Source organism: Mesorhizobium sp. ES1-1 (assembly GCF_020164785.1).
Taxonomy (GTDB): domain Bacteria; phylum Pseudomonadota; class Alphaproteobacteria; order Rhizobiales; family Rhizobiaceae; genus Mesorhizobium.
On sequence record NZ_JAIUGX010000004.1, the window covers coordinates 426,763 to 448,116 of the forward strand.

At 63.2% G+C, this 21,354-nt stretch carries 16 protein-coding genes; 12 read left to right on the plus strand and 4 right to left on the minus strand.

Translation table 11 applies throughout. The features are described from left to right. Positions 1–79: 79 nt before the first annotated feature. From soxG to LB513_RS09840, 4 genes are read right to left on the minus strand one after another with little or no spacing between them, the layout of a single operon-like run. Positions 80–667, minus strand: coding sequence for a sarcosine oxidase subunit gamma family protein (gene soxG, locus LB513_RS09825; RefSeq protein ID WP_224663273.1), 588 nt, complete (start codon positions 665–667; stop codon positions 80–82). Next, complete coding sequence (locus LB513_RS09830; RefSeq protein ID WP_224663274.1) at positions 660–3,668, minus strand: sarcosine oxidase subunit alpha; 3,009 nt, start codon at positions 3,666–3,668, stop codon at positions 660–662. The genes soxG and LB513_RS09830 overlap by 8 nt, the downstream gene beginning before the upstream one ends. Continuing rightward, positions 3,665–3,961, minus strand: a complete 297-nt coding sequence (locus LB513_RS09835) for a sarcosine oxidase subunit delta (RefSeq protein ID WP_224663275.1) — start codon at positions 3,959–3,961, stop codon at positions 3,665–3,667. The genes LB513_RS09830 and LB513_RS09835 overlap by 4 nt, the downstream gene beginning before the upstream one ends. 24 nt (positions 3,962–3,985) lie before the next feature. Continuing rightward, positions 3,986–5,245 (minus strand): sarcosine oxidase subunit beta, encoded by a 1,260-nt coding sequence (locus tag LB513_RS09840; protein ID WP_224663276.1) that lies wholly within the window; start codon positions 5,243–5,245, stop codon positions 3,986–3,988. Positions 5,246–5,497: 252 nt separating this feature from the next. Here LB513_RS09840 and LB513_RS09845 point away from each other — a divergent pair, with 252 nt between their 5' ends. The 12 genes from LB513_RS09845 to LB513_RS09900 all read left to right on the plus strand — a co-directional run bounded on the left by LB513_RS09845 (position 5,498) and on the right by LB513_RS09900 (position 21,276). Beyond that, a complete protein-coding gene (locus LB513_RS09845; RefSeq protein ID WP_224663277.1) occupies positions 5,498–7,987 on the plus strand; it encodes a mechanosensitive ion channel family protein in 2,490 nt (829 codons plus the stop codon). 180 nt (positions 7,988–8,167) lie between these two features. Further along, entirely contained in the window at positions 8,168–8,431 is a 264-nt protein-coding gene (locus tag LB513_RS09850; RefSeq protein WP_224663278.1) for a hypothetical protein, read from the plus strand. A gap of 223 nt (positions 8,432–8,654) precedes the next feature. Next, a complete protein-coding gene (locus LB513_RS09855; protein WP_224663279.1) occupies positions 8,655–10,088 on the plus strand; it encodes a UbiA family prenyltransferase in 1,434 nt (477 codons plus the stop codon). Positions 10,089–10,090: 2 nt separating this feature from the next. Beyond that, on the plus strand, positions 10,091–11,443 hold the full coding sequence (locus LB513_RS09860) for an FAD-dependent oxidoreductase (RefSeq protein WP_224663280.1): 1,353 nt from the start codon (positions 10,091–10,093) through the stop codon (positions 11,441–11,443). Positions 11,444–11,566: 123 nt separating this feature from the next. Beyond that, positions 11,567–11,998 (plus strand): EamA family transporter, encoded by a 432-nt coding sequence (locus LB513_RS09865; RefSeq protein ID WP_224663281.1) that lies wholly within the window; start codon positions 11,567–11,569, stop codon positions 11,996–11,998. Next, positions 11,995–13,002 carry an NAD-dependent epimerase/dehydratase family protein gene (locus LB513_RS09870; RefSeq protein WP_224663282.1) on the plus strand — a complete coding sequence of 336 codons (1,008 nt, stop codon included), beginning with the start codon at positions 11,995–11,997 and terminating at the stop codon, positions 13,000–13,002. Before LB513_RS09865 ends, LB513_RS09870 begins: the two co-directional genes overlap by 4 nt. A 63-nt stretch (positions 13,003–13,065) precedes the next feature. Continuing rightward, positions 13,066–14,538, plus strand: coding sequence for an aspartate aminotransferase family protein (locus tag LB513_RS09875; protein ID WP_224663283.1), 1,473 nt, complete (start codon positions 13,066–13,068; stop codon positions 14,536–14,538). A gap of 22 nt (positions 14,539–14,560) precedes the next feature. Further along, complete coding sequence (locus tag LB513_RS09880; protein ID WP_224663284.1) at positions 14,561–15,793, plus strand: hypothetical protein; 1,233 nt, start codon at positions 14,561–14,563, stop codon at positions 15,791–15,793. After that, entirely contained in the window at positions 15,790–16,548 is a 759-nt protein-coding gene (locus LB513_RS09885) for an FkbM family methyltransferase (protein ID WP_224663285.1), read from the plus strand. Before LB513_RS09880 ends, LB513_RS09885 begins: the two co-directional genes overlap by 4 nt. Positions 16,549–16,696: 148 nt before the next feature. Continuing rightward, a complete protein-coding gene (locus LB513_RS09890; RefSeq protein ID WP_224663286.1) occupies positions 16,697–19,258 on the plus strand; it encodes an FAD-dependent oxidoreductase in 2,562 nt (853 codons plus the stop codon). Between the two features lie 79 nt (positions 19,259–19,337). Next, a complete protein-coding gene (locus LB513_RS09895; RefSeq protein WP_224663287.1) occupies positions 19,338–20,177 on the plus strand; it encodes a DUF1194 domain-containing protein in 840 nt (279 codons plus the stop codon). A 148-nt stretch (positions 20,178–20,325) separates the two neighbouring features. Beyond that, positions 20,326–21,276, plus strand: coding sequence for an ABC transporter substrate-binding protein (locus LB513_RS09900; protein WP_224663288.1), 951 nt, complete (start codon positions 20,326–20,328; stop codon positions 21,274–21,276). The last annotated feature ends 78 nt before the right edge of the window (positions 21,277–21,354 follow it).

Here is a 21,354-nt window from a genome sequence, read left to right on the forward strand (position 1 = left end):
ACCCATCGAGCCATGATGGGCGCGCGGGGCGGAATTCTCTAGCGGCAGAGCCGGCCGGCGTTGATGCCAGTTGCGGTCTTCACTGTACGTCGTAGCCGACCTCCTCGCTGGCACGGCAGAGCGCCTTCCAGACCGAACGGGCAAAGGAGCGAAAGACATAGATGTCGAACTGATCGGTACCGGTACGCTGGATCTGGGCGAAAATGTCGTGATGGACGGTCGACCGGCCGGCGCCGACCGCGAAGGCGGTTAGCGCGAAGTCGATGGCAAAGAACTTCGACAGCACCCATTCGGCCTTCGGGCCGGCGATGCGGATGGCGGTTCGGCCATGGGAAATGTCCGTGACGGTGCCGATGACGGGGGTTACGACCTTGGCAAACGCATCCGCCAGGCCTTCCGCCTCGCCGGCGACGATGAACTTTCCCGGAGCGAAGCCGAACGCCGATTTCACGCCATCGCTCACGCCGGCGCCGGCGCCGTCGGGCAGTGCAAGCCCAGTGACCGTGCGGATGGCGGCTATCAACATCTTCTCCTCGCCCGGCCAGGCAGCGAGCTGCACGATCGAGTCAGGTCGCGTTTCGGTCAGGATGACTTCGACGCCGTGCTCGAAATTGCCATGCGAGCCGACATGAAAATCGGGCTCAAGCGGGGATTGGCGCTCAACCATGCATGCGGTTCCCGTCCGGATCGTAGAAGTGGTTGGAGACGATTTCGACCGGTCCGAACCGGCCGCGCAGGGGATCGGAGACGTGGGCGCGCGTGCCCCGACGCGCCTTGCCGCCCTTGACCAGCGCCAGCGCAATATACTTGCCCAGCGCCGGCGAATAGCAGCAGGCGGTGATGTGACCGATCGAATCATGCGGATTGGCCTCGTCCACCTCCTCGACAATATGCGCGCCGCCATTGAGCGGCCTATTGTCGAGCGCGATCAGGCCGACCAGTTCCAGCCGTTCGGACGCGATCAGCCCTTCGCGATCCATCATTGCCGAGCCGATGAAGGGCTTCTTCTTCGACAGCATCCAGTCGAGATGCAAGTCGCGCGCCGTCGTGCGGCCGTCGATCTCGGCGCCTGTCACATGGCCTTTCTCGATGCGCATCGTGCCCAGCGCCTCGAGCCCGTAGGTGACCAGGCCGAACGGTTTGCCGGCGTCGAGCAGAGCTTCCCAGACATGCGTGCTATGACCGGCGCCACAATAGACCTCGAACGCCATCTCGCCGGAGAAGGACAGTCGGCAAATCATCACCGGAACATCCGCTATGCGGCCGCGCACGATGCCCATGAACGGCAAGGTGGCGTTGCCGACGGCGGTGCCGGTGACGCAGGTCGCGAGGATCTGCCGCGCCTTTGGTCCGCCGATGGCGGCGCCCGCCCACTCATCGGTCACCGAGGTGACATGGACCTTGAGGTCCGGCCAGATCACGTCGAGGAAATATTCCAGATGCTGCATCACCTTGCCGGCATTCGCGGTGGTGGTGGTCATCAAGAAATCCTGTTCGCCAAGACGCCAGGTAGTGCCGTCGTCGAATGCGAGGCCGTCCTCGCGCAGCATCAGTCCGTAGCGCGCCTTGCCGACGGCCAGCGTCGAGAACATGTTGGTGTAGACGCGGTCGAGGAACTCGGCCGCATCCGGGCCTTGCACGGCGATCTTGCCCAGCGTCGAGACATCGACGATGCCGGCGCTTTCACGTGTCGCCCTGGCCTCGCGGACATAGGCCTGCTCGACCGTCTCGCCCGCAAGCGCGTAGATCATCGGCCGGTACCACAGGCCGGCCGAATACATTGTCGCGCCATTGGCGAGGTGCCAGTCATGCATAGGCGTCAGCCGTTCGGGCCGCAGGTCGCCGAAGCGCTCCGCCGCCAGTGAGCCGATCGACACCGGCGCAAAGGGGGGTCTGAAGCGCGTCGTGCCAACCTCGGGGATGGGTTTGCCCAACGCTTCGGCCATGATGGCGAGGCCGGGAATGTTGGAACTCTTGCCTTGGTCGGTCGCCATGCCGAGCGTGGTGTAGCGCTTCAGATGCTCGACTGAGACAAAACCCTCGCGATGGGCCAGTCTAACGTCCTCCGCCGTCACGTCATGCTGGAAATCGACAAAGCTCTTGCCGCTGGCCCTGATCTCGAAGACCGGCGCCGGATCGGGATCGCCCGGCACGGCGTCGACCACCGGCAATGCCGCCGGCGTGTTTGTCGCCCCGGCCGCGGAAATGCCGGCTGCGCGACCTTCGGCCATTGCCGCAGCCGTCGAAAAGCTGCCGGTAAAGGCGCCGGCGCCGATCCAGCGCTGCACCGGTCCGTCCTGGGCCGGCTTCGGCGGCAGGAATGCTTGTCTGGCGGCATCCCATTCCGCCCTGGCGCCGGCCTGGCTGGCCAGATGGATGGTTGGCGACCAGCCGCCTGACATCAGCAGGCAATCGGCGTGCATGCTGCGCGCTTCACCGTTGAGGGCGCCATTGCTCATGTCGAAGCGCTGCAGCTTGAGGCCGGACAGCGCCCTGCCGCCTTCCGTGGCGATCACGGCATGAGCGGCAAGGAGCTCGGCCCCGGCTTCGGTGGCCAGCTCGCGCATGTCGGCCGAGGGCTCGGGTCGCACGTCGACGATGGCCGCGATGGCGGCGCCGGCTTTTTTCAGCGCAACGGCAGCGCGATAGGCGCTGTCATTGTTGGTGAACAGCGCGATCCGCTGGCCTGGCAAGACGCCGAACTCATTGGCGAAACGCTCGGCGGCATGCGCCAACATCACGCCCGGCCTGTCATTGCCGGGGAAGACGAGGGGCCGTTCGAAGGCGCCGGTGGCCAGCACAACGGATTTGGCGCGGATCGCCCAGTGGCGATGGCGGGGCTCGCCCTTGCCGGGCTGGTCCTTGTGGTCGCTGACCCGTTCCAGGGCGGCCAGCGTGTTGCCATCGTAATAGCCCCAGACCGTGGTGCGCGGCAGAAGCCTGACATTGTCCCGGCCCTCGAGCTGGGCCACGGTGCGGCGCGCCCAATCGGCGGCCGGCGCGCCGTCGATGGTCTCACCGGTCCAGTTGGCTGAGCCGCCGAGGCGGGGTTCGAGGTCGGCCAGGATCACGCGGGCACCCTGATCGGACGCCGCCTTGGCAGCCATGAGGCCGGCGGGGCCGGAACCCACCACCAGCACGTCGCAGAAGGCGTTCATGCGTTCGTAGCGTGCGGTGTCCTTCGCCGATCCGGCGCTGCCGAGGCCGGCGGCGCGGCGGATGAAATGCTCGCAGAACATCCAGAAACGCGTGCCTTTGAGCGGACCGACCACAGGCCCCATGAATGTCTTATAGTAGAAGCCCGCCGACAGGAGCTTGCCGCCAAGCTGGTTGACGGCGTTGATGTCAAAGGCCAGCGAGGGAAACCGGTTCTGACTGACGGCCACCAGCCCGTCATGGATCTCGACCATCGTCGCCGGAATGTTGGGCTCGCGAACCTCGCCTTTCAGCACGGTCACCAGGGCGTTCGGTTCCTCGACGCCGGCGGTCAGAAGACCGCGCGGGCGGTGGTACTTGAACGAACGGCCGAGAAGGATGACGCCCTTGGCCAGCAGCGCCGAGGCCAGAGTGTCGCCGGCATGGCCCGTATAGGCCGTGCCGTCGAAGGTGAAGCGAATGGTCTTCAGCCGGTCGATGCGCCCGCCGGTGTCGGTGCGGCGCGGGCTCATGATCTGTCCTCCGCCTCAGGCCGCGAAGCCGAGCCGTGATGGCCGCGCACAAAGGTGACGCTCGAGATCTCGTGCGTCAGGGTATTGCGCACGACCCGCAGATGCGCCCGGCATCCGCCGGAATGCTGCCATATCTCATTGTGGTCGCCGGCCGGGTTCAGCCTGTCATAGACATAGGCATTCCAGGCTTCGAAATTCTGCGAAGCCGGTTCGGGACGCGCCCGGTTGCCGTCACCCTGATAGGTGAACTCGATGACGTCGCGCGGGCCGCAATAGGGGCAGGTGATCAGCACGGAATGTTCCTAATGTCGCCTTGCTCAGTGAAGCCGGGGGGTGGCACCCTGGCCCTTGTCGTCGATGACCAGGCCCCGGTGGAAGCGGTCCAGCGTGAAGGAGGCGTTGAGGTCGTGCGGCTCGTCCTTGGCGATGGTCCAGGCAAAGCACCAGCCGGAGGCCGGCGTGGCCTTGAAGCCGCCATAGCACCAGCCGCAGTTCAGATACATTCCGGGCAGCGGGCCGGTGGTGATGATCGGCGATCCGTCCATCGACATGTCGCAGACACCGCCCCATGAGCGCAGCATGCGCACGCGGGCCAGGCCCGGGAAGAGTGCCAGCATCTCGCTCATCACCTCGTCGACGACGGGTAGGTTGCCGCGCTGGGCGTAGCTGTTGTAGCCGTCGATGTCTCCGCCATAGACCAGGCCACCCTTGTCCGACTGGGACAGGTAGAAATGGCCCATGCCGAAGGTCACGACGGTATCGATGAAGGGCTTCAGCGATTCGGTGACGAAGGCCTGCAGCACATGGCTCTCGATCGGCATGGTCTCGATGCCGGCCAGCCGCATGACGCGTCCGGTGCTGCCGGCTACCGAGACGGCGACCTTCTTGGCGCGGATGTCGCCGCGCGAGGTCGTGACGCCGGTGATGCGGTCGCCATCGCGTAGGAAGCCGGTGACCTCGCAATTCTCGATGATGTCGACACCGCGACGGTCGGCACCGCGCGCGTAGCCCCACGCGACGGCATCGTGGCGGGCGGTCCCGGCGCGCCGTTGCATGAGGCCACCGACCACCGGAAAACGCGCGCTGTCGGAAACGTCCAGCGCCGGGATCAGGCGCTTGATCTGCGCCGTGGTCATCAGTTCGGCATCGACGCCGAGATGGCGCATTGCGTTGCCGCGCCTTGCATAATCATCGAATTGCGCGGGGGTGTGGGCCAGGTTTAGGCAGCCACGCTGCGAGAACATGACGTTGTAATTGAGATCGTGCGACAGGTTCTCCCAGAGCTTCATCGAATGTTCGTAGAAGCGGGTGTTGGCAGGCAACAGGTAGTTCGAGCGCACGGCCGTGGTGTTGCGGCCGACATTGCCGGAGCCCAGCCAGCCCTTTTCGAGCACGGCGACATTGGTGATGCCGTGTTCCTTGGCAAGATAATAAGCTGTAGACAGCCCGTGCCCTCCGCCGCCGATGATGATGACGTCATAGGACGCCTTCGGATCCGGCTTGCGCCAGGCTGGTTTCCAGTCCTTGTTTCCCTTGAGCGCGTTCGCAAGCAGCGAAAGGGCCGAATACTCTGCCATCATTGTCATCCGGTTCGGGCGATGCGGCAGACTATAGAGCAGGCGGCGTCCGCAAGGCCAGTATTGCGCCATGGCTTTTCGACTGGCCGACCCGTGAACCGGTGACCTGTGACTGGGCCAGCCATGGGGCGACGATGGCGAGCCAGAGATCGGGAACCGCGGGCCCGATGCGCCGCTTGCCCCATCATATGGCCGTCTTTATCAGGGAAAAGGTTTCAGATTGCCCTGCCGTCGATGAGTCGCCCACACATCATGCTGTCGAGATTGCTACGTCTCATTCTGCTTTTGACGCTCGTCGTGTTGGCGCCGCTGTCGCTCGACGCGTCGGCGCAGGGGCTGGGTCAAGCGCCCGCGGGTCTTATCGCCGACCAGCAGAAAATCCTGCAGGATCTGACGGCCAAGACCGACAATTTCGAAAAGAAGATCGACGAGGACGGCGAGGACGACGCCAGCCTTGTCGAGATCCGTCTTCAACTCGAGGAACTGTCGCGGCAGTCGTTGAACAGCGCGCTCGCCTTCCGCACGCGTCTCGGTGAGATCAACACCAGGCTGGATCAGCTCGGCCCGGCGCCCGCCGCCGGACAGCCGCCGGAGCCCGACATAGTCAGCGGCGAGCGCCAGGCGCTGGTGTCCGAAAAGGCGGAGATCAACGTTGTCATCTCGATTGCGCAGACCCTGTCGATCCGCATCAGCGGTCTCCTCGACAAGATCGGCAACATGCGCAGCGAGCTGTTTCGCAATCTCCTGACCAAGCGATACGTGCTGTCGGATGCGCTGAGCCCGCAAGTCTTTTCGGATGCCACCGAAGAGTTCGGCAATTTCTACAAGGCCGTGTCGTCATGGCTGAGCTTCGCGTTCAGGTTCAAGTTCCAGGCCATCGTCGCAGCGACTTTCGTGGCGCTTGGGCTGGCCCTGGTTCTGCTGGTGGGCGGCAGGCGGTTGTTCGGGCGCGTCTTCGAGGCCAATCCGGCCATCGAAGATCCGTCCTATCTCAGCCGCCTATCGGTGGCCTTCTGGTCGACTTTGCTGCCGACAGTGGCGGTCGGCGCCTTTCTCGGCTCGACCATTTTCTTCTTCAACTATTACAACGTGTTGAGGGGCGACATCGGCTTGTTTCTCAACGCCTTGGCGACGGTCATCGGGGTGGTGTTCTGCGTCAACCGCCTGACCAACGCGGCTCTTTCGCCTCGGTTGCCGAACTGGCGCCTGATCCCGGTCGAAACCGGGCCGGCACGCTGGCTGGTGCGCCTGGCCACTGCCATGGCCGTCGTTATCAGCTTCAACACCTTCCTGTCGGTGGTCAACGACAAGATGGGCTCGCCGCTTTCCCTGACCATCGCCCGCAGCTTCGTCGCCACCATTGTTGTCGGGATCATCCTGATCCTGATGTCGATGCTGCGGCCGTTCAAGTCGAGCGACGGCAGCTGGCGGCCCTGGCCGGCTTGGTTGCGCTATTTGTCACTGGCTCTCGGCTTGTTCACCATCGTCGCCGCCTTGCTCGGTTATATCGGCCTGGCCCTTTTCGTGTCCTTGCAGGTCGTCGTCACCGGCACTGCACTCGTCACCGCCTATATCGGTTTCCTGTCGGCGCGGGCGATCGGCGAGGAGGGGGCTTTCGCCAACACCTCGATCGGGCGCTGGCTGTCGGCCAATTCGAGCTACGAGGACACGGCGCTCGACCAGTTCGGCCTCGTCGTCAGCATCGGCATCAACCTCTTGATCGTGCTGGTCTTCCTGCCCCTGATCCTGTTGATGTGGGGGTTTCAGCCGGGCGATATCCAGGCCTGGGGCTACAAGCTCGCAACCGGAATCAATATCGGTTCGGTGACGATCTCGGTCACCGGGATCCTCTCCGGCATCGTCATCTTCGTCATCGGCTATTTCCTGACACGCTGGTTCCAGGGCTGGCTCGACGGATCGGTGATGGCGCGCGGCAAGGTCGATACCGGAGTGCGCAACTCGATCCGGCTGGCGGTCGGCTATGCCGGGGTCGCACTGGCGGCGCTGGTCGGCATTTCAGCCGCCGGTATCGACCTTTCCAGCCTGGCGCTGGTGGCCGGCGCCCTTTCGCTCGGCATCGGTTTTGGCCTGCAGAACGTGGTGTCGAATTTCGTCTCCGGTCTGATCCTGCTGGCCGAGAGGCCGTTCAAGGTCGGCGACTGGATCGTCGCCGGCGATGTCAGCGGTACGGTCAAGAAGATCAGCGTGCGCGCCACCGAGATCGAGACCTTCCAGCGCCAGTCGGTGATCCTGCCCAATTCGAACCTGATCAACAATGCGGTCGGCAACTGGACGCACCGCAACAAGCTCGGTCGCATCGACATCAGGGTCGGCGTCGCCTATGGCAGCGACGTCAAGCAGGTCCATGCCGTCCTGCTCGACATTGCACGCTCGCACCCGCTGACGCTGAAGAATCCCGAACCGTTTGTCCTATTCTCCAATTTCGGCGCCGCCGCGCTCGAATTCGAGATCCGGGTGTTCCTGGCCGATGTGATGAACGGCAACATCGTGCAGAACGACATCCGGTTCGCGGTGCTCGAGCGGTTCGCCGACGAGCACATCGAGATACCCTCGACGCCGCGCGCCGTAGTCGAGATGAGCAAGCCCAAAGCCTGGCCCACCGATGACGACAAGATCGAGGCCGCCTTCGCCGAGCAGGAGCAAGCCAGGCTGGCGGCCGGCGCCGAGGCAAAACGGCTTGCAAGACCAGGGCGCAAGGCGCGCAAGCCCGACCCCGACTAGCTAGGCTTTGGTTTTGCTGCGGAGGCTCTCGATCGGGCGCGGACTCGAAGACGTCAAAGCATTGCGGCATGAATGCGGCATTCAGTTGCGGTTCAGCTTCCAACTCATATAAGCTTCCATGCAAAGGCGAGAATGCCTTGTGAAATGCAACAGAGGCGGTGGGAACACCGATATCGCACCATGTGGAAGTCTCTTGTCGCTGCCGTCGCCCTGGCTCTCGCCGCCGGCTCGGCCGATGCGGCCAGCGCGGTCAACAAGGACGCCGAGACCCGTACGCTGGTCGTGACCGAAGGCGGCAGCAAGACGGACCTCGCGCTGGCGGCAGGCGAAACCGTCGAGTTCTGCTCCAGCGGGTGTTTCGTCACCTTGCCGAATGGCGACCTGGAAGCCCTGACCGGTTCGGAAACGATCGAGATCTCGGGCGGCGTGGCCCGCATCAAGTAATCTTGGACGGCATGACAGAAAAGGCCGGGCGCTTTGCTCGGCCTTTTATCGTTCCGGGTGACTCTTGCTTAACGACAATGAGGGAAATACAGCTCTCCGAATAGCCCCTGCGCCAGCCGTTTTAACCTTCGCTATCCTGTTGCCCTCTATACCCGCTCCACGACGCCGAAAAGCGGCGCGATGAACTCCGGCCTGCCCGGAGCAGGCTGGCAGGTCAGGACGGATGGACGCGCGGTCGGACAGGAACACAATACCGCTTGCAGTCGACCTCGACGGCACGCTGATTGCGACCGACCTGTTGTGGGAGGGTCTGTTCATCCTTCTCAAGAAGAACCCGCTTTATATCTTTCTCGTGCCCTTGTGGGCGGCCGGCGGGCCGGCCCGCCTAAAGCAGGCGATCGCCCAACGCATAGACATCGATCCCGCGTCGCTGCCCTATCGCGAAGCGTTGCTGCAACGCATCCACGCCGAACATGCCGATGGCCGCAAGATCGTGCTGGCAACGGGTACGCCGCGCAAATTCGCGGATGCCATCGCCAGCCATCTCGGCGTTTTCGACCGCGTCCTGGCGACCGACGGCCTCGACAATCTGACCTCGGGCAAAAAACGCGCGTCGCTGATCGCGGCCTATGGCGACGGCGGCTTCGACTACGCCGGCAACAGCCGCCATGACCTCCAAGTCTTCGATGCCGCCCGCAACGCCATCGTCGTCGCACCCGACCGCCATGCCGCGCGCTGGCAGGCGGCGCATGGCGCGGAAACGATGCTGGCTCCGAGGCCGACATTCCGAACGCTGGTCAAGATGCTGCGCGTCCACCAATGGCTGAAGAACTCGCTGATCGCGGTGCCGATGGTACTGTCGCACGAATATTTCAATACCGACATGATCTGGCAATGCCTGCTGGCGGTCATCGCGTTCAGCGCTGTGGCGTCGGCCATCTATATTCTCAACGATTTCTTCGATCTCGCGCTCGACCGGAAGCATGTCACCAAGCGCAACAGGCCGTTTGCCAGCGGGGCGCTGTCGATCCCTTTCGGTCTTGGCGCGATCTTGGTGCTGCTGGCGATCGGCATCGGCACTAGCCTGTTTCTGTCGTTCGAATTCCTTGGCGTGCTCGCTGGCTACATAGTGCTGACCACGGCCTATTCATTGTCGTTCAAGCGCATGCTGCTGGTCGACGTTCTGACCCTCGCCGGCCTTTACACGATCCGCGTCGTGGCCGGAGCGGCCGCGACCGGCGTCGACGTATCGTTCTGGCTGCTCGCCTTCTCGATCTTCTTCTTCCTGTCGCTGGCGTTGGTGAAGCGCTTCGTCGAACTGCGCACCACGGCGATTCCGCCCGGCGAGCGCATCGCAGGGCGGGGCTATCGCACCGAGGACCAGGAGATCGTCGCCCAGGCCGGCATGGCTTCGGCCTTCTCGTCGGCGCTGGTCCTGGCTCTTTACATGGACAGTGTCGCGGTGCGCGAGCTCTATCCTCATCCCTGGCTCATCTGGCCGCTGGCGCCGATCGTGCTCTACCTCACCATGCGAGTATGGATCCTGGCGCGGCGCGACGAAATGCATGATGATCCGGTCGTCTTCATCATCCGCGACTGGCGCAGCCAAATCGTGGTGCTGATCGGCGCGGTGCTGCTGGTAGCCGGAGGCTGGTAGGCATGGCCCCCGAACAGTTCCAAAGCTTTGGCCGTGCCACGCCGCCGGCGCCACGCGCGATTGGGGTCGAGGACGGCATCGCACTGCTAAGGCGAGGCCAGGCCAGGCCGGCATCGCTGCTTGCCTACGGCAATGGCCGCTCCTATGGCGATTCCTGCCAGAACGAGGCCGGCACGGTCATCGACATGCGGCCGCTCAACAATATCCGTTCCTTCAAAGCCGAAACGGGCGTGCTGGAGGCGGACGCCGGCGTGCTGTTGTCCGAGATCATCGCACATGCGGCGCCGCATGGCTTTTTCCCGGCGGTCGTCCCGGGCACGCAGTTCGTCACCCTCGGCGGCGCCATCGCCAACGACGTACATGGCAAGAACCATCATCGGCGCGGCAGTTTCGGCTGTCATGTGGAGAGCTTCACGCTGTTGCGGTCCGACGGCAGGACCTGGCGCTGCTCAGCCACGGACAATCCTAGCCTGTTCGCGGCGACGATCGGTGGCATGGGTTTGACAGGCCTGATCCTGTCGGCCTCGATCCGGCTGATGCGGGTGCATTCACTCGATATCGTCGAGAGGGTGACGCCGTTTCGCGACCTCGGCGAATTCTTCGGCCTGGCCGAGGCGGCCGATCAGGCTAATGAGTACGCTGTCGCCTGGATCGACCAGCTTGCCGCCGGGCGCAATAGTGGTCGTGGTCTGCTCTTTACCGGCAATCATGCCGAACATGGATCACATGCGGCCTCACGTGCCGGAGGCTCCCTCTCGGTCCCGTTCCAGCCGGCCTTCAACGTCCTCAATTGGCCGTTCCTAACGGCCTTCAACGCTGCCTACCGGTGGAAAAAGGGACGATCGACGGGGCCAGGCCAAGTTGGTTATCAGGGCTTCTTCTTTCCCCTCGACGGCGTTCGCGACTGGAATAGGCTTTACGGCCCCAAAGGGCTTTTCCAGCACCAGAGCGTGGTGCCGGAGCAGATGGCGCGCACAGCCGTGCCGGCCTTGCTGTCGGCCGCGAGGCGGGTCGGACAGGGATCATTCCTCACTGTGCTCAAGCGTTTCGGCTCGATCCGCTCACCGGCGCTGCTGTCGTTTCCGCGTCCGGGCTACACGCTGACATTGGACTTCCCCAATCGCGGGCCGGCGACGCTGGCACTGCTGCGCGAACTCGATCGCATCACGGTCGACGCGGGGGGCGCGGTTAATCCCTACAAGGACGCCCGCATGAGCGCAGACATCTTCGCCTCGTCCTTTCCCGAATGGGCTCGGCTCGAGGCGCTACGCGATCCTGCCTTCATGTCGAGCTTCTGGGCGCGGACCGCCATGACGCTGAACACGGAGCGTGGTTCGGCGGAGGCGGCCGAATAGATAGAAGTTGAGTAATTCTTGGTTAGCGAATCGTAAACATGCGGTTCACCCAGAACATATTTGTGACTTCACGAAATGTTTGCGGGTTTGTAGTACAAGGCGTGCCGGGCTGGCTGGGAACATATGAAATATATCGTCTTCATTCTCTTTACGGTCATGACCAACGCCGCAGCGCAGCTTATGCTGAAGCAAGGAATGATGTCGCTCGGGCCGATTTCATTCGACGGCGTCAATCCGGTCGTCAAACTGCTGCAAATCGTCTTCAGTCCCTGGGTGTTCCTCGGCCTGTGCACCTTCGTCATCTCGATGGCGTCGCACCTTTATGTGCTGTCCAAGGTCGAGCTTTCCTTTGCCTATCCGTTCCTCAGCCTCGCCTACGTCGCCGTAGCCATCGTGGCCTACCTCGTCTTTCACGAGGACCTCAATGGCTGGCGCATCGCCGGCATCGCCTTCATCTGCGTCGGCACGATCCTAATCGCGCAGAGCGGGCGTGGGCATAGGGTGGAAACGGCATCCCTTTCGTCCGACAAGATTCACAGCGAGACCGTTCGATGAGACATGTGATTTTCGGTGGCGACGGTTTCGTCGGGCGCCACCTTGCCCCGAAGCTTGTGGCCGATGGCGAAGAGGTCTTGGTCGCCGACATCGTCAAGAGTAATCTGCCGCATTATCGCAGCGTCGGCTTCATCAAGTGCGATGTCACCGACCCGGCGTCCGTTGCCGCGGTGAGGCTCAAGGCCGACGACATGGTCTACAATCTGTCGGCCAAGATGCTGTCGCCGATCCAGGTGCGTGCCAAGCGGCACGACTTCTTCTTCCCGGTCAATTTCCACGGAACCGAGCACATCATGCAGGCCATGGACAAAGCGGGCGTCGCCAAGCTTGTCCACTATACGACCGACATGATCTATGGCCACACGGTCACCCGGCCCATGACGGAGGATCACCCGGTTGCGCCGCTCGGCGAATATGGCTGGTCGAAACAGAAGACCGAGGAACTGGCCGCCGAGTGGCGCAAGCGCGGCATATCCATTTCGCTGTTCCGCCCGCGCCTGATCATTGGGCCTGGGAGGCTCGGTATTCTCGAAAAGCTGTTCAAGCTCATCGACTGGAATCTGCCGGTGCCGATGATCGGCTCGGGCCGCAATCCCTATCAGTTCATTTCCGTTTTCGATTGTGCGGAAGCTGCCCGCGCCGCCTGGAAGGCCGGCGTGCCCAACGAGGCCTATAATCTCGGTTCGCTCAACCCGCCGCCGGTGAAGAAATTGCTCGGCGATCTGATCAGGCATGCCGGGTCCAGATCGATCCTGGTGCCAACGCCGGGCTGGGCGGTGAAGCGCACGCTCGACCTGCTCGACCTCATGAACATGCCGATCATGGATCCCGAGCAATATCTGATCGCCGACGAGGAATGCGTGCTCGACGTGTCCAAGGCCGGACGCCAGCTCGGCTGGGTGCCGCACTATCGCGACGAGGACATGCTGATCGCCGCCTACACCGAGTACCGCGCCAAGAAGACGGGGCAGATCGCCGCCACCGCACATGTGCCGGCCGAATAAGAGGCTCGCCAAACGGCTTTCGTTGCGCGTGGCCCTGGCCATGCGCGCAGACAGGAGATTGAGATGACCGTCATGACCAAGCCCGAACAGACGAATGCGCGCGCCGTGGTCAGCGCGCCGGCGCGGTCGCCGGCAACCATCGCCAAGCCCGACCTGATCAGCGTCGAGCAGGCGAAGTCGATGGATGTCGCGCGCATGACCGATCTGTTCAAGGCGCATCTCAACCCCGGCCAGTTGCATTTCATGAAGCTACTCGGCTTTCACAAGATCAAGATCGAGCGCGCCGAGGGCATGTTCTACATCGACCAGAACGGCCGCAAGATCCTCGATTTCTTCGGCGGCTTCGGATCCCTGGCCTTCGGGCACAACCACCCCCGAATTCTCGAAGCCCGGAAGAAATTCGAGGACGAGAAGCGCCAGGAAATCGCCATCGCCTTCATGTCGCAGTACGCGGCAGCGCTTGCGCACAACATCGCCAAGTGCTCGCCCGGCGATCTCGACATGGTGTTCCTGGGCTCGTCCGGCTCGGAAGCGATGGAAGCCGCGGTGAAACTCGCCGAACGCGCCGCCGGCGCGAAACGGCCCAAAATCGTCTATGCCGAGAATTCTTTCCACGGCAAGACGAAGGGCGTGCTCGGCATCACCGACGGCCAGCTCTACCGCGCCGACTTCAAGATGGCCGAGAACACCGTCCGCATTCCCTTCGCCGACATCGATGCGGTCGAGCGCCTGTTCCGCTCCGATCCGGAAGTCGGTGTGATTGTGCTCGAAACGATCCAGGGTGGTGGCGGCATCATCCAGGCGCCGGCCGAATACTGGCAGAAGCTGCGAGCCTTGTGCGACCAATATGGCGTGCTGTGGGTGGCCGACGAGGTCCAGTGCGGCTATGGCCGTTCGGGCCGCTTCTATGCCTTCGAGCATTACGGCGTCGTGCCCGATGTGACGGCGCTGGCCAAGTCGCTGGGCGCTGGCAAGGCGGCGGTCGGTGCTATGATTGCGCGCCGCGAAATCTACATGAAGGCCTATGGAACGCCGAAGACGGCGATGATCCACGCCATGGCGACATTCGGCGGCATGGGCGAGGCCTGCGTCACCGCGATCGAGGGCATCAACGTGCTCTATGACGAGGGGCTGATCGACAACGCCGCCGTCACCGGCGACTACCTCCTGCAGCGGCTGCAGGTGCTCAAGGAGAAATATCCGAAGATCATCAAGGACGTGCGCGGCAAGGGCTTCATGGTTGGCCTCGAATTCCACGACTTCTCGCAGACCTTGCCGATGGTGCTGCGGCCGATCGTCAGCGTTCTCGACGACAAGCTAAAGGGCTCGCTGTCGGGTTTCGTCGGCGCGCTGCTGCTGCGCGACTACGACGTCCTGGTCGCCTTCACCGAATACAACCGCAACGTCATCCGGCTCGAACCGCCGCTGATCTGCCAGCGCGAACATGTCGACCGCTTCGTCGACGCCTTCGACAGCCTTCTGTCGCGGGGCATCGTGTCGATCGTCAAGGATTTCGTCAAAAGTCAGGTCCGTTGAGAGAAGGCCTTTGGACATAACGATGCTGACCAGGTCTCCCGCGGCGCAACACCCGCTCGACCGGCTCGTGGGGACCGGCCTGGCGTGGGCCGAGGGCACCTATGCGCGGCTGGCCGCTCCGATCGGGGCGGCGTCCTTCGCGCTGTACATCCTGTTGACGGCGTTCACGGCATGGGTGATGCCGGATGCCAACTGGGACATGCTGCCCTATCTCGCCATATCGGAAGAGGGCACCTATCCAGACGTGCAGGCGCTGCATGACTACGCCTACAGTACCGTCAAGGCCGGCGTGTCTGCGAGCGATTATAAGGCGCTGACGGACGATGGCGGCGGCTTTCGCAGCCACATGACGGAGAATGCCGCGGACTTCCATTCGCTGCTCGGCATGTACCGGATCAAGTTTCTCTATGCCGAGATCCTGTCGACGATGAGTTCGGTGATGTCGCCGGTCGAGGCGATGCGCCTGGTGTCGGTGTTCTCCGTGCTGCTGTTCGGCGCTGTCGTGCTGCTGTGGCTGCGCTCGGAGCAGGCCCTGGCTTTGGCGCCGGTGATCGGCGCCGTGATGATCATGGCTGACTTTGGCGACGCCGCGCGCGCCTCGACGCCGGATCTGCTCGGATCGGCGCTACTGCTGGGTGGCCTCTACGCCTATGTCCGCGGCCGCGAGGCTGCAACGGCGATCCTGCTTTTCCTCGGCTTCATGGTGCGCCCCGACAATATCGTCTTCCTGGCTGTTTTCGCGGTGCTGCTGGTCGCGTTCCGGCAAAAGGCATGGGGTGCGCTGGCCGGCTTTGCCGCGTCCTTCATTGCTTATTTCGCCATCTCGCACTGGGCTCATCATCCCGGCTGGTGGCCGCATCTATTGTTCTCCAGCATCGAGCAGCATTACAATATGGATGGGTTCGAACCGCCGTTTTCGGTCGCGGCCTATCTCAGGGCGTTTGCCGCGTCACTGCTGCGCGCCCTCAACATGAACAGCTGGGTCGGCGTGTCGGTGCTGGCGCTCGCCGGCTGGTACACGGCCGCCCGAGCCGGCTTCCGGCTCGATCGTCGGGCCGCTATCCTGTTCGCGGCTCTGGTACTGGGCGCGCTGGCGAAATTCACCGTTTTCCCGATCCACGACACGCGCATCTACTTCCCCCACCTGATCCCGCCCTTCCTGCTCCTGGCGGCGCCCTTCATGGCGCTGTGGTCGGCAATGGGCCGCGAGCGGCATCACGCCACCTCGAACGTCATTCCCGGAGACAAGCCATGAGTTCAGTATCCAGCCTTGCGCGCGTTGCGCTGTCCCTCGGCCTTCCGGCCGGCCTGCTCGATCGCGGGCCCTCATTGCGCGGCACGAAATTCTTGGCCAAGGCGGCACTGAAGGCGCGATTCGGCGGTGCGGGCCGGCCGTTCCAGATGGTCAATGTCGGTGCCTGCGACGGCGCGCTGTTCGATGACGTGACACCCTGGCTGCATCGGATTCCGCACGCCCGAGCCATGCTGGTCGAGCCGATCCCCTACAATCAGAAACGGCTGCGCGCCAATTACCCCGATACAGGCCGGTTCATTATCGAGCCGGTGGCGGTGACGAAGAGCAAGGGCACGATCACCGTCCACACCTTCGACGCCGCCGCGCTCGAGGCCGGCACGCTGCCCATCGAGTTCATTGGCTGTTCGTCGGTGACCGACACCAATCTGATGTCGGGCAAGAATGCCTGGGGCGAGGCCGACGCCAACTTCAACAAGTTCGCGCCGCATCTCAGGGATATCGAGGTGCAATCGGAAACGTTGCAGACGCTGCTCGACCGTAACGGCATCACCCACATCGACGCTTTCCTCGTCGACTGCGAAGGCGCCGACTGGATCGTCTTCGAACAGCTCGACCTCAAGCGCTACCGCCCCGGCATGATCAAGGTCGAGGTCGGCGCGCTGCCGGCCGCCGAGATCGGCCAGGTTGTGGTCAAGCTGAAGACCGCCGGCTACCAAGTCGGCTTCCAGGCCGAGGACATCTGGGCCTTCGCCTGAGCAGGCACTTTTGTCTGATCCATGCCGGGTCGCGGGGCACTTGCGGCGTGTCGCAAACAGGCGGTGGCGCGGTGGCCGTCGCCTGCATATTGTGCGCCGATCAAGCGGGCGCCGACGCCGCCCGCCACAGCATTTGGAGCAGCGGGCCATGGCAGAGTTTCCGAAAAAGGCGAAGGTCGTCATCATCGGCCTTGGCGGGATTGTCGGCGCATCGATCGCCCATCATCTGATCGAGCGAGGCTGGGACGACATTGTCGGCATCGACAAGTCGGGCATCCCGACCGATATCGGTTCGACCGCGCATGCGTCCGACTTCTGCTACACGACCAGTCATGATTTCCTGTCCTGCTGGACGACGCTCTACTCGATCGATTTCTACGAAAAGATGGGCCACTACGCCCGCATCGGTGGGCTCGAAGTCGCCCGCGTTGGCGATGACGGCCGCATGGATGAGATCAAGCGCAAGATCGCCTCTGCCAAGGCGTTCGGCACACGTGCACGCCTGATCGAACCGGCCGAGATCAAGGAGAAATTCCCGCTGATCGAAGAGGCGGTTGTGCAGGGCGGCCTGTGGGATCCCGACGCCGGCCTGGTCATTCCGCGCTCGCAGACGGTCGCCGGCAAGCTTGTCGACCAGGCGGAGGCGTCGGGAAAGCTTAAATCCTTCGCCAACACCCCCGCGAAGTCGCTTGTCGTCAAGGACGGCCGCATCAGCGCCGTTGTCACCGATCGCGGCACCATCGAGGCGGACTATGTCATCGTCTGCGCCGGCATCTGGGGCCGGCTGATCGCCGAGATGGTCGGCGAGGATTTGCCGGTCATGCCGATCGACCATCCGCTGACCTTTTTCGGCCCCTATAATGAGTTCGCAGGCACCGGCAAGGAGATCGGCTGGCCGCTGCTGCGCGACCAGGGCAATTCGGCCTATATGCGCGATACCGGCGATCCCAAGACCGCCGAGGGCGGCCAGATCGAGTGGGGCTATTACGAAGAGACCAATCCGCGTCTCTGCCACCCGCGCGACCTACTGGAGAAGGACCAGGCGCGCTTGTCGCCGTCGCAGCGCGACCTCGATATGGAGCAGATCCTGGCGCCGCTCGAACGCGCCATGGAGCTGACGCCGATCCTGGGCGGACTGGGCTACAATGAAAGCCATTCCTTCAACGGTCTGCTGCAGGTGACGGCCGATGGCGGCCCGTCGATGGGCGAGAGTCAGAAGGTCCGTGGACTCTGGTACGCCGTCGCGATCTGGGTCAAGGACGGCCCGGGCATGGGCAAGCTGATTGCCGACTGGATGACCGACGGCCGCACGGGGATCGACCATCACGCCGTCGACTATGCGCGTTTCTATCCGCACCAGACCAAGGAGCAATTCATCTGGGATCGCTGCACCGAAACGGCGATGAAGGTCTACAATCCGGCGGTGCATCCGCGCGAGCCGTTCTCCAAGGGCCGCAACATCAGGCGCTCGCCATTCTGGGAGCGGGAGAAGGAACTCGGCGGCTATTTCATGGAACTGGGCGGCTGGGAGCGGGCGCACGGCTATGCCGCCAACGAGCACCTTCTGGAGAAATACGGCAACCGGGTGCCGGTGCGCGAGAACGAATGGGACAACCGCCATTTCTGGCGCGTCTCCAATGCCGAGCATCTCGCGATGAGCGAGGATTGCGGCATCGTCAACCTGTCGCATTTTTCGATGTACGACATTGAAGGGCCGGACCATGTCGCGTTGCTGGAGTGGCTGTGCGCGGCCAAGATCGGCGGCGACAACAATATCGGCAAGGGCATCTACACCCATTTCCTCGATGAGGAGGGCATGGTGCGCGCCGACTTCACGGTCATCCGCATGGCCGACCGCTGCCGTTTGATCGACGGCGCCGATGCCGGTCCGCGTGATTTCCAGTATATGCGCCGCACTGCCCAGGACAAAGGCTTCGACGTCACCATCACCGATGTGACCGAGAAATATGTCACCATCGGCATATGGGGCCCGAATGCCCGCGCGACGCTGCAGAAGGTGGTCGAGAATCCGGGCGGACTGTCGATTGAGAACTTCCCCTTCGCGGCGATCAAGCCGGTGCGCATCGGCGGCAAGGACGTCACCGCTTTCCGCATCTCCTATGTCGGTGAGCAAGGCTGGGAACTGCACATGCGCTATGAGGACGGCCTGGCTGTCTGGGACGCGCTGCGCTCCACCGGCGTGATGCCGTTCGGCGTCGAGACCTATGCCAACACGCGCCGCATGGAAAAGAGCCTGCGCCTCCAGAACGCCGACCTTTTAACCGAGTACAATCTGCTCGAAGCCGATCTGGCACGCCCGAAGGTCAAGGAAAACGATTTCTGCGGCAAGGCCAAACATCTGGAGTATCGGGCCCGCGAGCACCAGCCAGCAATGCTCTGCACGCTGGTGATGACCGAAAACACCGATTCGAAAGGTGTCGCGCGCTATCCGGTCGGTATCATGCCCGTGCTGGATCCCGCCACCGGCGAGACGCTGGTCGACGAACTCGGCCGCCGCTCGTTCACCACATCGGTGGCCTATGGCCCGACCATCGGCAAGAACATCGCGCTTGCCTATCTGCCGCACTCTTATGCCCAGGAAGGCCGCAAGCTCAAACTGGAGTATTTCGGCGAGACCTATCCGGTCGAGGTGGCCGCGGTCGGCTACAAGCCGCTCTACGACCCAGAGAATTTGAAGCCGCGTGGCTGAGCTCTTGGGTCGCCACTGAAAGCCCGGCTGGACGGGCTTTTTTCTTTGCCGAAATGCAATTCTCGCTTAGCGTTGCGGCATGTCTGCTTCCTGCCGTGCAAGACGTCTCCTTTCGGCGCTGGTGCTGCTGTTCTGGCTGGCGCCTGGTTCCCGCGCGGATGAACCGGTTGATGTAGAGCTGGTGCTGGCCGTCGATGTTTCGCTGTCGATGTCGGCGGATGAGCTTGACATCCAGCGGCGGGGCTACGCGGCGGCGCTGACTCATGACAATGTGCTGCGGGCCATCGCCGATGGAGCCTATGGCAAGATCGCCGTCACCTATGTCGAATGGGCCGGGAGCAGCTGGCAGCGGGTGATCGTGCCATGGACTGTCGTCGCCAGCCGTGCCGATGCAGAGCGTGTGGTCGCGCAAATGTCTGCGCATCCGCCCAATAGCGCCCGACGCACCTCGATCTCCGGTGCGCTGGAGTTCGGCGGCGATCTCTTCGCCGAAAGCGGGCACCAGGGAACGAAGCGGGTCATCGATATCTCTGGCGATGGCCCCAACAACCAAGGCGTGCCGGTCACCGTCGCCCGCGATGGGCTGGTCAGGCAAGGTATCATCATCAACGGTTTGCCGCTGATGACCCGGGGCGGCTTTTCCGGCGGCTACGATGTCGACAATCTCGACCGCTATTACAGCGACTGCGTCATCGGCGGGCCCGGTGCCTTCATGATTCCGGTCAATGACTGGACGCAGTTTCCCGAAGCGATACGCCGCAAGCTTGTGCTGGAACTGGCCGGTCCGGCGTCACCACAATGGGCGGCGGAAGAGGCGGGCCGTCGGCCATTGGCCCTGGCCCGGGACACGCCCGCCAGCGACTGTCAGATTGGCGAGAAGATGTGGCGCAACCGCAGCGGTATGTTCGACGGCCGCTGAGCAAGACCATTCGCAAACTGGCCGGCGCGCATTTGTTAGGGAGGAGTTGGCGCCCCTGCCGGCAAGCACCTCACCATCCTGTTGATTGACAAGCCGATAGGCGTCTGTGAGACAATTCCCCGGAGATAAAACAAAAGGGGAACTCCATATGAACAGAATTGCCATCTTCGCCTCGATCCTGGCGCTCTCCGTCGGCCTGTCTGCCCCGGTTATGGCGGCCACATCGGTTACCATCGGCATCAGTGGGTGGACCGGCTTCGCGCCGCTGACGCTTGCCAAGCAGGCTGGCCTCTTCGAAAAGCATGGGCTCGACGTCACGCTGAAAAAGGTGCCGCAGGCGAGCCGCCCGCTCGCAATCGCCAGTGGCGACCTGCAATGTGCCGCCACGACGGTGGAGACGTGGCTGGTCTGGAACGCCAGCGGCGTCACCACCAAGCAGATCTTCCAGCTCGACAAATCCTATGGCGCCGACGGCATCGTGGCGCGAAACGACATCAAGACGGTGGCGGACCTCAAGGGCAAGAACGTTGCGTCTTCGGCGCCGGGCACCTCGCCTTATTTCATGCTGGCCTGGGTGCTGAACAAGGCCGGCATGTCGACGAAGGATATGACGGTGGTGAATTTGGAACCGGATGCGGCAGCGCAGGCATTTCTTGCCGGCCAGAACGACGCCGCCGTCACCTACGAGCCCTTCATCTCGGCCGTGCGCGACAAGGCCGATCAGGGCCACATCCTGGCGACAACGCTGGACTATCCGATGGTGCTCGACACGGTCGGTTGCACGCCCGAATTCCTCAAGGCCAATCCAGACGCCGCAAAGGCGCTCGCCGACAGCTATTTCGACGCGCTCGACCTGATCAAGAAGGATCCTCAGAAATCCTACGAGATCATGGGCGCCGATGTGAAACAGTCGGCCAAGGAATTCGAGGATTCGGCGAAATACCTCAAATGGGCCGACAAGGCTGACAATAAGGAATTCTTCACCAAGGAATTCCAGGAGTTCTCCAAGACGGCCGGAGATCTGCTGCTGCAGATGGGCCTGATCAAGGAAGCACCCGATGTCGCCACTCTGGCCGATGTGAGCGCCGTGTCGAACTGACGGTCCCGGCTTGACCATATGCGGCGGCGCGCAGAGCGCGCCGTCTTTTCGGCGGGTAGGTTGGTAGCCTGAACAGGA

Excerpts from the sequence above, each read along its gene's own strand:
- LB513_RS09860 (WP_224663280.1), top strand. The coding sequence starts at position 10,091 with ATGGCCCCCGAACAGTTCCAAAGCTTTGGCCGTGCCACGCCGCCGGCG.
- LB513_RS09830 (WP_224663274.1), bottom strand. The coding sequence starts at position 3,668 with ATGAGCCCGCGCCGCACCGACACCGGCGGGCGCATCGACCGGCTGAAG.
- LB513_RS09845 (WP_224663277.1), top strand. The coding sequence starts at position 5,498 with ATGCTGTCGAGATTGCTACGTCTCATTCTGCTTTTGACGCTCGTCGTG.
- LB513_RS09875 (WP_224663283.1), top strand. The coding sequence starts at position 13,066 with ATGACCGTCATGACCAAGCCCGAACAGACGAATGCGCGCGCCGTGGTC.
- LB513_RS09870 (WP_224663282.1), top strand. The coding sequence starts at position 11,995 with ATGAGACATGTGATTTTCGGTGGCGACGGTTTCGTCGGGCGCCACCTT.
- soxG (WP_224663273.1), bottom strand. The coding sequence starts at position 667 with ATGGTTGAGCGCCAATCCCCGCTTGAGCCCGATTTTCATGTCGGCTCG.
- LB513_RS09880 (WP_224663284.1), top strand. The coding sequence starts at position 14,561 with ATGCTGACCAGGTCTCCCGCGGCGCAACACCCGCTCGACCGGCTCGTG.
- LB513_RS09840 (WP_224663276.1), bottom strand. The coding sequence starts at position 5,245 with ATGGCAGAGTATTCGGCCCTTTCGCTGCTTGCGAACGCGCTCAAGGGA.
- LB513_RS09865 (WP_224663281.1), top strand. The coding sequence starts at position 11,567 with ATGAAATATATCGTCTTCATTCTCTTTACGGTCATGACCAACGCCGCA.
- LB513_RS09900 (WP_224663288.1), top strand. The coding sequence starts at position 20,326 with ATGAACAGAATTGCCATCTTCGCCTCGATCCTGGCGCTCTCCGTCGGC.
- LB513_RS09895 (WP_224663287.1), top strand. The coding sequence starts at position 19,338 with ATGTCTGCTTCCTGCCGTGCAAGACGTCTCCTTTCGGCGCTGGTGCTG.
- LB513_RS09885 (WP_224663285.1), top strand. The coding sequence starts at position 15,790 with ATGAGTTCAGTATCCAGCCTTGCGCGCGTTGCGCTGTCCCTCGGCCTT.
- LB513_RS09890 (WP_224663286.1), top strand. The coding sequence starts at position 16,697 with ATGGCAGAGTTTCCGAAAAAGGCGAAGGTCGTCATCATCGGCCTTGGC.
- LB513_RS09855 (WP_224663279.1), top strand. The coding sequence starts at position 8,655 with ATGGACGCGCGGTCGGACAGGAACACAATACCGCTTGCAGTCGACCTC.
- LB513_RS09850 (WP_224663278.1), top strand. The coding sequence starts at position 8,168 with ATGTGGAAGTCTCTTGTCGCTGCCGTCGCCCTGGCTCTCGCCGCCGGC.